Here is a 10,250-nt window from a genome sequence, read left to right on the forward strand (position 1 = left end):
CCTGACTTAAAACGGAATTTCCTCGTCTTCATCTTCCACAGTCTTCGCCGTCATCCGCCAACTGGTAATATACTCAATTTGCACATCAATTTTGTTAATCGCTTCCCCTAACCGCTTTTGGATGTATTGAGTCAGCGTCACCATAAAATCTAACTCAACTCCTGCAGATAGCGCAAGTTTTGCCAAGCTAGCAAAATCTACCTTTAAAATCGAGGAACTGGATAACTTAAAATGGGGAGTATTTTCCTGATTTTGCACCAACATTGCTTTTTTAATGCGCTCTTTCAAATGCTCAACTTCAGAATCCAGCAACTTCCATTCAGGCAAAATTTCTTTGTACCTTTCCCCCAATGCTGTTAAATCCTCACTCTCCGGTTCCGGCGCAATTTTCTTAGTAGATTTTCGCCGCTGCTGTACATTAGAATTCAACCGCCAACTAGCAATATCCTCCACCTCCAAAGATGGATGATCGATGAGTTTGCCTAACTGTTTTTGAATTTCTTTCGTCAGCGTCACCGGAAAATTTAACTCAATTCCCTCAGTTTGCGTCAGTCTTGCCAGGGTGAGAAAATCTACTTTCATAGCTATCGAACTGGAAAGCTCAAAATAAGAACTGTCTTTGAGCTTTTGGGCCAGCATCCCTGCTTTAAGGCGTTCTTTCACTTCAGCGATTTCTGAATCTAGTGGCTTCCACTGAGATTCTATTTTCTGATATTTTTCGCCCAATGCTATCAAGTTTTCCGCTGCGGGTTCGGGGTAACATTGGGCAAGAATTTCTAGCAGGCGGCGATGCACTCCAGCTAAATAAACCGCATCCATCTTGGCATATTCTAGCTGCTTCTGGGTCAGGGGACGCTTTGCCCAATCGCCGCTTTGTTCGGTTTTATCTACATAAGTAATGCCGCAAAGTGTTTCTATTAAAGTTTTGAGTTGTCGATTAGGTAAGGGCAGAATGTAAGCTGGAATCTTTCTCGCCATTTTTAATGTGCAAGTGACATTTTGAGCGTCGTCATTGCCTAGAAATCTGATGTCATAGCTGGCGTTGTGCAAGACTTTTTCTATATCTGGATTGACCATGATTTGGTTGATGAAATCTTTTGCCAATTCAGGTTGATCCAAGACATCTAGTATAAAAGTGGCATCTCCGGTGGAATCTGTGGAGTCAGCTAACACCTGAATCAGAGATAATCTGGGGTTGGATTTATAGTCGGCTATTTCTGTATCCACCCACAGGATTTTAGCTTGGGAAAATTTAGCTATGAGTGCTGTGATGTCGTTTGCTGCTGTTAAATAAGGCATTTTTACCGACTTTTGCTATTAACTTTTTGATTCTATTATGCTATAGCAATTATCGGCTCGATTGTCAACGATCGCATTAAAAACACGGCATTGCCGTGTCCCTACAGGTATTTTTTCAGAATTAGTATTAAATGTTGACCGGTCTTGGAGGCAGAAACCGGGAATAGACGATCGCATTTTTACCATTCAGCAGTAAGGTACGCAGCGCGCACCTTACAAACTATTAACCTATGACTATTCTGCCACTTCCTCAGATTCCGATTCTTCGGCAGATTCTTCACCAGCAGGCGGCACTAAAGCCACAGCTACGATCGAATCATCCTCATCTAACCGCTGCACCCGCACACCCGTTGCAGTGCGCGATTGAGTAGAAATTGCACTCACAGCCTGACGGATAATAATACCTCGGTTGGTAATGATCATCAACTCGTCATCTTCGTTGACAATTCGCAGCGCAGCTACCTGATCCTTACCCTTTTTAGACTTGAATTTAGTAGCCGTCAATCCCTTACCAGCCCGTCTTTGGAGGCGGAATTGAGACACAGGAACCCGCTTGCCGTAGCCGTTGGTGGTGATTACCAACACCGAAGGAACTTCGCTGCTAACTGTCGAAATTTCTTCGACCTCTTCGCCTTCAATTTCCTCGGCTTGCAGTTCTAATTCTTCGTCTTCCAATTCCCCATCTTCAGTGTCCAATTCAGCAATTTCGCCTCCTTCTAATTCCGAGTCTTCAGTTTCTAATAGAGCAATATTAGCTCCCTCTAATTCCGAGTCTTCAGTTTCCAATTCAGCAATTTCGGCAACAATTGAACTGGGCAAAATGTCCATGCTAATCAACTCATCGCCCGATCGCAATTTCATTGATTTTACACCCCGCGTCGCGCGGCCGACTGGGCGCAACTGTTCGTGATTGGTGCGGAAATGAATTGCCATGCCTTGGCGCGTACCGATGATGATGCTGTCACCCACTTTTGCTCTGCGTACCCAGCGCAGTTGGTCGCCTTCTTCTAGAGAAATCGCGATTAATCCATTAGTGCGGATGTTGCCAAAAGCTGAAAGTGCGGTTTTCTTGATGTAGCCGCCGCGAGTCAACATTACCAAGTATTCTTCGCTGGTGAATTCTGTGACTGACACCATAGAAGTGATTTTTTCTTCTATAGGAATCGGCAGCAGTTGCACCACAGGAGTGCCGCGGGCAGTCCGGGAACAAATGGGAATTTGATAAGCTTTGACAGAGTAAACTACGCCTCTGTCGCTGAAGAACAAAACGCTATCGTGATCGCAGCAGGAAAGGAAATGTTCTACTCCGTCGTCTTCTTTCATTTTCGCGCCTGCTTTGCCGCGAGTAGCGCGACTTTGGGCCTCGAAAGTGCTGACAGGCATCCGCTTAATGTAGCCTTGCTCTGTGATTAGAATAATTGCTTGTTCGTTGGCAATTAAATCTCTTTCATCGATTTCTCCTTCGGCGTGTTCGATGACGCTGCGTCTAGGAGTGGCGATTTTGGTTTGGATTTCGACGGCTTCAAATTCGGCGATTTCTAAGATGCGTTCCCGGCGCGCTAAGATATCTTCCAAATCTGCGATTTTAGTTCGCAATTCTTCGTGTTCTTGCTGAATTTTTTGCGCTTCTAATGCTGTCAAACGCCGGAGCTGCATTTGCAGAATTGCGTCGGATTGCTGTTCAGAAAGACCGTAATTATCCATCAATTCTTGTTTGGCTGCTGCGGAGTCGGCAGCGGCGCGAATTAGGTGAATAATTGCATCTAAGTTGTCTAGGGCAATTAATAAGCCTTGCAGAAGGTGGTCGCGTTCTTCTGCTTTACGGAGCTCATATTGAGTCCGGCGAGTAATTGTCTCAATGCGAAAATCTAGGAAGACATTGAGGAATTGGGAGAGCGTAAGTAGTTGGGGTTCCCCATTTACTAGCGCTAACATATTGGCTCCAAAGTTGGCTTGGAGGGGTGTTTGTTTATAGAGATTGTTGAGGACGACGCGGGGATAGGCGTCGCGCTTGAGTTCGATCACGATTCGCATTCCGTCTCTATCGCTTTCGTCGCGAATGTCGGAAATTCCATCTAATCTTTTGTCGTTGACAAGTTCGGCAATTTTCTCAATTAGCGCTGCCTTGTTTGTTTGGTAAGGCAATTCGGTGATAATAATTGCTTCTTTGTCGGGGCGACCGGGATGTTCGATGGTTTCAATGCCGGCGACTCCGCGCATTGTAATCGAACCGCGCCCGGTGGTGTAAGCATCGCGAATGCCGCCTCTACCGAGAATTTGCCCTCCGGTGGGAAAGTCCGGGCCGGGGATGTACTGCATCAATTCCAGGTCAGTAATTGCTGGATTGTGGATTAGTGCTACTAAACCGTCAATTATTTCGCCTAAATTGTGCGGCGGAATGTTGGTGGCCATCCCTACAGCAATCCCGGAGGAACCGTTGAGCAAAATTTGGGGGATGCGTGCGGGGAGTACGAGGGGTTCTTGCTGGGAACCGTCGAAGTTGTCGCCGAAATCAACTGTTTCCGAGTCGATGTCGCGCAGCATGGAGTCGCTAGTCAAAGCTGTGAGGCGACATTCTGTGTACCGCATGGCAGCGGGCGGGTCGTTGTCAACCGAGCCGAAGTTGCCGTGGCCGTTGATCAGGCGTTCCCGCATGGAGAAATCCTGAGCCATCCGCACCAGGGCGTCATAAACTGCTGTATCTCCGTGCGGGTGATACTTGCCCAGCACCTCCCCCACGACGCGGGCGCATTTGCGGAAAGGTCGATCGGGAGTCAAGCCCAATTCGTTCATGGCGTAGAGAATGCGTCGGTGAACGGGCTTGAGACCGTCCCTGGCATCTGGTAGCGCCCGACCGACTATTACGCTCATGGCGTATTCCAAGTACGATCGGGACATCTCATTACCCAGATCCGTCGGGATTATCCGCGACTCAGAGGTGCTCATAGGTTGAAAAACTCCGTTAAAAATTTAAATTTGACCGCTATAAATCTCAAAAATGCGATAAAATCGGTTTGGATTCAGTAGAGCTGCCAAATATTGCAAATTACTCCTGAAATTATATCACAATTTGCCTTGGAATTTATGGGAAAGTTGCCAGAAAATTTAAGGGACGAAACAAGCACAATTGATAATTTGTCAGTTGGTGATTTTGTCAGCAGTTGGCAAAAGCTAGAAAGGTTTTTTTAGGCTGAAGAGTTTCATGCTTTGGTGAGTTTTTTTGACGGCCCTATAAGAAATTAAAATGGTTACTTGATCGAAATTTTAATTTCACAAAACCGAATGCCTTCTTAAAGCCAACTAAAAATCTAAAATCTAAAATCTAAAATCTAAAATCAGCCGATGCTACCCGTCATCTACTCCGAAGATTTCTTGCTGCACAAGACTGGAATGCTTCACCCAGAGCGACCAGAACGTTTAACGGCGATCGTCAACGCTCTGAAAGCTGCTCCCTGGGCGGCTCAAATTGAATGGCAACTGCCCACCCCAGTGGCGCAGCGCGAACAACAACTGTTCTCGGCTATCAAAAAAGTTCACTCGCAAAGATACATCAAAGAAGTCGAACATTTGGCTCATCGGGGAGGTGGCTACCTCGACGGTGATACGCCGATTTCTGCTGAAAGTTACGATGTAGCGCTGCTAGCGGCGAGTGCTTGGCTCGATGGGGTCGATCGAGTGGTGGCTGCGGGGGAACCGGCTTTTGTGCTGGCCAGGCCGCCAGGACACCACGCCGAAAACGCCCGCGCGATGGGTTTTTGCTTGTTTTCCAATGCTGCGATCGCCGCTCACTACGCCCTGGAACAGCCGGGAGTCAACCGCGTCGCTGTCCTCGACTGGGACGTACACCACGGCAACGGCACTCAATCTTTGGTGGAAAACTGCCGGCAAATTGCCTACTGTTCCCTGCACCAATCTCCGTGCTATCCGGGAACAGGAGATGCCGAGGAGCGGGGTGCTTACGACAACGTGCTGAACATTCCTCTCTATCCCGGCAGTGGCATAGCTGAATACCTGAGCGCCTTTGAATCTCTTGTCGTGCCTTTTTTGTCCAAATTTGAACCGGATTTGTTGATTGTCAGCGCTGGTTATGACGCTACTGCGTCCGATCCGCTGGCGAGCATGACTCTGATGCCGTCAGATTTCGGTACTTTCACCGGATACTGCCTGCAACTCACTCGCCGCATAGCTTTTGGTTTGGAGGGGGGTTACGCGCTCAAAGAGTTGGCTGAGTCGGTGGTGGCGACTATTGACCGATGCCTCAATTAGCTGGAAAATTGGCATAGGGAAAAATGAGGTTTTGAGAAGCCGTGAGCACGGGATGGAGAGCTTTTGAGGCCGATCGCGCTTGATAGTCTTTTTTCCTCTGACTTCTGACTTCTTCCCTCTGAACTTCTGACTTCTTCCTTCTGGCTTTAGTGACAAGCATCACAAATTTAAGAGATCCAAGTCACTGGGCATCAAAGTCTCGGTCACAGATTTTTAACCTAAAAATCACACCGTGTCAATGTTTTCGATCGCCTTTGAAGTCCCTCCCAGAGTGGATAATATAAATACAACAAGCCTGTTAAAATTTTATCTGTCTCAATCAACTAGGAGGTTTATCATGTCAGTATCCCAAATGACACTCGAAGAGTTATTTGGTCAGGTCATGTTCTCCAGCGTCGTGACTCGCCACGACCGGAGACAGCTCAGATCTGCACTCTTAGAAAGAACACTGAATGAAGATGAGTATGCCATCATCAACCGACTGCTGTACAACGTTCGCCGCGGTTGGGTAAAAATTGTAGATTAAAGAGGTGGCAGCCACTCCCTTTAGGGGAGTTAATACCATTTTCTATTTTCGATTTTCGATTAAAGAATTGGTAATTACTGATAACTATCGGGGTTGAGAACACTGATCTACAGTTACATTTTTTGGAAACTCGTTACAAGTAGAACTTGCCAATTAGGGAAGTTTTTTGTGTTTAATAGTTGGCTCAAAAGTGTGATGTGTTTGACCAGTGTGTAAATTATCAAAATCTCGCTACACATCAGCCTATAGGTAGAGATAATTATAAAATAACAGGTTTCGGGTGCATCTCTACTTGTTGAACAATTGTGAGTTTTGAGTTACTAACTGAGAAGTTATAATTAACTCAAAACTCATAATTTTTTTTGATGTGAGATGGGAGATTGGAGAGTGAGAAAACTGATGAATATCAGGGTTGAAAACCGCTATAAAATTAATATTTTTTAAACTGATATTAAGAATCAAAACTATCAGCAGTTTCCGGTTGAGGAGGAGTGTGCGATCGTTACCAGTACACCGAGTCGCATTGGTCGATCGACCATTCCGGCAATTTGAGCACGGAAGTGTCAAAATATTAACAACCAGTTCATCCCCAAAATATATGGCTCCCGCCGTTTTAATTGAAAATCTTCAGAAACGCTACGGCACTGTAGAAGCCGTTAAAGATGTTTCCTTCAAGGTAGAACCGGGGGAAATATTTGGTTTGCTAGGCCCCAACGGTGCAGGCAAAACCACAACCCTGCGGGTACTTTGTACTTTGAGTGCGCCCGATAGCGGACGCATTGAAGTGTCTGGCATTTCTGCTGTCAGTCAGCCGAGAATTGCCAGACAAAGACTAGGCTATGTCGCCCAAGAAGTGGCTCTGGATAAGGTGCTGACGGGGCGGGAACTCCTGCAACTGCAAGCAGCGCTTTACCATTTGCCGCGCCCTAGGATTAAAGGGCGGATTGACGAAATGGTGAAACTCCTCGGTTTGGAGGAGTGGGAAAATAAAAAGACGGGCACTTATTCCGGCGGTATCCGCAAACGCCTCGACTTAGCTGCTGGGTTGCTTCACCAGCCGGATGTTTTGGTGTTAGACGAACCGACTGTCGGGCTCGATATTGAAAGCCGGGTGGTAGTGTGGGATTTCCTGCGCCGCTTGCGAGAGGAAGGTACTACGGTTTTGATAACGAGTCACTATCTCGAAGAAGTTGACGCTTTGGCCGATCGCGTGGCGATTATTGACAAGGGTACGGTGATTGCACAGGGCACGCCAGAAGAGTTGAAAAATCGGGTTGGGGGCGATCGGGTGACTCTGCGGATTCGGGAGTTTTCGCCGATGGAAGAAGCCGAAAAAGCTAAAACTCTGATGCAATCGCTGCCTTTTGTGCAAGAAGTAATTGTCAATACGGCCCAAGGAAATTCTCTCAATTTAGTAGTAACACCGCAAAGCGATGCGCTGGTGACTATTCAGCAAGCTTTAAAAGATGCGGGATTGCCTACTTTTGGGATTGCTCAATCTCGGCCGAGTTTGGATGATGTGTATTTGGCGGCGACTGGTAAGACGCTGTTGGATGCGGAGTTGGCTGCTGCTAGCAACCGCGATTTGAAGGCTGAACAAAAACAGGCGATGCGATCGTAGTTTGAGGGAAGAGGGAAGTTCGGCAACGGATTTTGTAACGGATGTAACGGATATAAGGAAGAGGGAAGAAGGAAGAGAAAACCTTCTTCCTTCTGCTATATAATCTTAAGAGGAGAGTGAAAAAATACGCTCGTAATTTTGGGGGATATTAATAGATGAATCTTGTTTTGGAAGTTGAAGCGCCTCCTTTCCGAGAAGATGCAACAGGTGCTATTCGGGTGGGAAACTCAAGAGTTTTGCTGGAATTGGTGATTCGAGCTTTTCAGGATGGTGCATCGCCCGAATCAATTGTGCAGCGTTATTCAACTGTGTCATTGTCTGATGTCTATAGTGCGATAGGCTATTATCTCCGACACCAAGAAGCAGTGGAAACTTATCTCAATTATCGCGAACAATTAGCAGATTCCGTCCGTCAGCGTTTGTTGGATATTCAACCCGATCTCAGCGTTATTCGATCGCGCTTGTTAGCCCAAAAACAATCTTGAGGATTAACTATGCTGCGGCTGTTGAGCGATGAAAATTTTAATGGCGATATTGTTCGAGGGCTTTTCCTGCGTCAGCCAGACCTTGACTTGCTTCGCGTTCAGGATGTTGGTTTGCGAGAAGCTGACGATCCAACAATTCTCAACTGGGCGGGGCCCAGAACGATCGCATTGTGTTAAGCCATGACAGGGCAACTATGCCAGATTTGGCTTACGAACAGTTGAGGGATAAGGAACAAATGTCAGGTTTATTTATAATTAACGATCGAATGACAGTTAGACAGGCTATTGATGAACTTCTGGTGCTGGTTAACTGTAGCGAACAATCGGAGTGGAAAGGAGTTGTTTTGTATCTACCATTGTAACAATTAGCTAGATATTTAAGACTCTTCTGCAACCATTTTAACATACTGTTTTAACACAGGTGGAATCGTGAAAACGATTTCAGCTTCACCGCCCAATTTTTCGATCATTCCCCGTCGGGCTAAAGATTGAATTGCTTTACATAATTCGCCTTGTGATCCTTGACATTTTGCCATCCATTGGGTAAACGAAACAGGCTCAATTTCAGTGCAGATTAGGCCGAGCGCCTGTTTTTCTATTTCCGACAACCGCTGATAATGCTGCTGCAATATCGGTGTCAATTCATCGCTTAAAAATACTGGTTGATAGCTTAAATATTGAGAGACTCTACCGCCAAATAAGTTGTTAATGGTTTGAGCGGCTAATTTTAACCAGAGGGGATTACCTTGATAAAGGTTAATCAATTCTGACCAGTATTCTTCATCCAACAAACCCTTTTGTCTAAGAATTTCTGTTCCTGCTTCACCTAAACCGGTTAACTGCAATAAACGTACTGCTGAATTATCGTCGGTGAATGTGAGGATGTCTGAGGGTGGTTCCCAACTATTGAGAATTAAGCAGCTATTGTGGGGAATTTCGCCGATGAGTTTAAATAGGGTTCCGTAGTTTTCATATCCGGGTTTGTAATTTCCTGCAAGTTGCCCGCTTCTGAGAATTTGCTGCACGTCATCGAGGATGATGAGACAGCGATTTTCGCGCAATGTTTCTATTAGGATTGATAACTGAACATCGGTGTGGGCGGGTATGTTAATTTCTGGTTGATTTGAGAGAAATTGAATGAGGGTTTTGAGGGTGGTTTCGAGGGGTGGGGAGGTGCGGAGACTGAGCCAGATGATGCGATCGAACTGAGTTTGAATTTGGGGGATGAGGTGACGGGCGATCGCACTTTTGCCGGTGCCTGCCATGCCTGTGATGGTGAGGAGGCGGCAGTTTTGCTCTAGAATCCAGGTTTCGAGGGCGGTGAGGGGTGAGTTGGGGTAGTTGTAGAAGGTTTTGAGAGTCGGTGCATCTCTTAAATCGAGTCGCGGTTTTTGTTGGGTGTCGTCTTCAGTTGAGGTTTGTGTTGGGGGTGAGTTTTGTGAAGTTTTGGGAGGCTGTGAGGCTTCTGTGCAGACGTTGATGCTACCTTTTTCTACAAAATTTAGATTGAGGAAATTAGAAGAGTGAGAAATTTGATATCTTTCCATTGTCGATCGAAAATTTGATTTATTTATATCTTCTCTTAATAACTTTGACAAAACTTTCAACAATTTTGAGGTAACATCCCTAGTGTAACCCTCACTGTAGCCAGATTCCTCGGCGATCTGAATGTATGTCTTACCTTGCCAAACACCCCGCAGTACAGTCTCTTGCAGATCGGCGAGGTGTTTTCCTGTTTTTGCGAAAACTAGGTTGTCGGTAAATCTCAACACTTCTTTAACATCCATTAGTCGGCTAGCTGCTAGAGGTTTTGCCAATTATATCTGACATCTTCTGACATTTTCTAACATTTGCCAACAATCGTAGTTTTTCAATATCAGACAAAATCTGACTTTTTCCGATAGTCATAACCAAGCTCTGAAGTGAATAATTAGGATATGTAAAAGCTTTTTTGATAATCGAGGTAGCTAAAGATGGTAAGCTGTTCGACATCTAAACTGCATTAACTAAGTTACCTTTATTTTTTATTTTTCGGTTCCATTTTATAATTAGT

10 protein-coding genes are annotated in these 10,250 nt (G+C 45.7%); 6 read left to right on the plus strand and 4 right to left on the minus strand.

Annotation, left to right across the window (positions count from 1 at the left end):
• Window positions 1-6 precede the first annotated feature (6 nt).
• Window positions 7-1,299 (minus strand): ribonuclease D, encoded by a 1,293-nt coding sequence (locus QUA36_RS26580; protein ID WP_333459637.1) that lies wholly within the window; start codon window positions 1,297-1,299, stop codon window positions 7-9.
• A 234-nt stretch (window positions 1,300-1,533) separates the two neighbouring features.
• The gene (gene gyrA / locus QUA36_RS26585; RefSeq protein ID WP_333168478.1) at window positions 1,534-4,245 is read right to left on the minus strand and encodes a DNA gyrase subunit A; all 2,712 of its coding nucleotides are present in this window, start codon (window positions 4,243-4,245) and stop codon (window positions 1,534-1,536) included.
• 396 nt (window positions 4,246-4,641) lie between these two features.
• On the opposite strand from gyrA, the gene QUA36_RS26590 reads away from it, so the two are divergent.
• Window positions 4,642-5,565: a histone deacetylase gene (locus QUA36_RS26590; RefSeq protein WP_333459638.1), complete on the plus strand. Its 924-nt coding sequence runs from the start codon at window positions 4,642-4,644 to the stop codon at window positions 5,563-5,565.
• Here the strand turns inward: QUA36_RS26590 and QUA36_RS26595 are convergent.
• Entirely contained in the window at window positions 5,558-5,728 is a 171-nt protein-coding gene (locus QUA36_RS26595; protein WP_333459639.1) for a hypothetical protein, read from the minus strand. The genes QUA36_RS26590 and QUA36_RS26595 overlap by 8 nt on opposite strands.
• Before the next feature lie 174 nt (window positions 5,729-5,902).
• Between QUA36_RS26595 and QUA36_RS26600 the strand changes: the two genes are divergently transcribed.
• The 5 genes from QUA36_RS26600 to QUA36_RS26620 all read left to right on the plus strand — a co-directional run bounded on the left by QUA36_RS26600 (window position 5,903) and on the right by QUA36_RS26620 (window position 8,559).
• Window positions 5,903-6,091, plus strand: coding sequence for a hypothetical protein (locus tag QUA36_RS26600; RefSeq protein WP_015175516.1), 189 nt, complete (start codon window positions 5,903-5,905; stop codon window positions 6,089-6,091).
• Window positions 6,092-6,689: 598 nt separating this feature from the next.
• Complete coding sequence (locus QUA36_RS26605) at window positions 6,690-7,712, plus strand: ATP-binding cassette domain-containing protein (protein WP_333168479.1); 1,023 nt, start codon at window positions 6,690-6,692, stop codon at window positions 7,710-7,712.
• A 155-nt stretch (window positions 7,713-7,867) separates the two neighbouring features.
• The gene (locus QUA36_RS26610) at window positions 7,868-8,197 is read left to right on the plus strand and encodes a DUF433 domain-containing protein (RefSeq protein WP_333168473.1); all 330 of its coding nucleotides are present in this window, start codon (window positions 7,868-7,870) and stop codon (window positions 8,195-8,197) included.
• A 9-nt stretch (window positions 8,198-8,206) separates the two neighbouring features.
• On the plus strand, window positions 8,207-8,374 hold the full coding sequence (locus QUA36_RS26615; protein WP_333459640.1) for a DUF5615 family PIN-like protein: 168 nt from the start codon (window positions 8,207-8,209) through the stop codon (window positions 8,372-8,374).
• A 17-nt stretch (window positions 8,375-8,391) separates the two neighbouring features.
• Window positions 8,392-8,559, plus strand: a complete 168-nt coding sequence (locus QUA36_RS26620) for a hypothetical protein (protein ID WP_333459641.1) — start codon at window positions 8,392-8,394, stop codon at window positions 8,557-8,559.
• 15 nt (window positions 8,560-8,574) lie between these two features.
• On the opposite strand, the gene QUA36_RS26625 is transcribed toward QUA36_RS26620, so the two are convergent.
• Window positions 8,575-9,984, minus strand: a complete 1,410-nt coding sequence (locus tag QUA36_RS26625; RefSeq protein ID WP_333459642.1) for an NB-ARC domain-containing protein — start codon at window positions 9,982-9,984, stop codon at window positions 8,575-8,577.
• Between the last annotated feature and the right edge of the window lie 266 nt (window positions 9,985-10,250).

Origin of the sequence: Microcoleus sp. Pol10D4, from assembly GCF_036701555.1 — a bacterium.
Taxonomy (GTDB): domain Bacteria; phylum Cyanobacteriota; class Cyanobacteriia; order Cyanobacteriales; family Microcoleaceae; genus Microcoleus.

Coding starts and splice junctions, on each gene's coding strand:
- QUA36_RS26580 (WP_333459637.1), bottom strand. CDS start 1,299: ATGCCTTATTTAACAGCAGCAAACGACATCACAGCACTCATAGCTAAA.
- gyrA (WP_333168478.1), bottom strand. CDS start 4,245: ATGAGCACCTCTGAGTCGCGGATAATCCCGACGGATCTGGGTAATGAG.
- QUA36_RS26590 (WP_333459638.1), top strand. CDS start 4,642: ATGCTACCCGTCATCTACTCCGAAGATTTCTTGCTGCACAAGACTGGA.
- QUA36_RS26600 (WP_015175516.1), top strand. CDS start 5,903: ATGTCAGTATCCCAAATGACACTCGAAGAGTTATTTGGTCAGGTCATG.
- QUA36_RS26605 (WP_333168479.1), top strand. CDS start 6,690: ATGGCTCCCGCCGTTTTAATTGAAAATCTTCAGAAACGCTACGGCACT.
- QUA36_RS26610 (WP_333168473.1), top strand. CDS start 7,868: ATGAATCTTGTTTTGGAAGTTGAAGCGCCTCCTTTCCGAGAAGATGCA.
- QUA36_RS26615 (WP_333459640.1), top strand. CDS start 8,207: ATGCTGCGGCTGTTGAGCGATGAAAATTTTAATGGCGATATTGTTCGA.
- QUA36_RS26620 (WP_333459641.1), top strand. CDS start 8,392: ATGCCAGATTTGGCTTACGAACAGTTGAGGGATAAGGAACAAATGTCA.
- QUA36_RS26625 (WP_333459642.1), bottom strand. CDS start 9,984: ATGGATGTTAAAGAAGTGTTGAGATTTACCGACAACCTAGTTTTCGCA.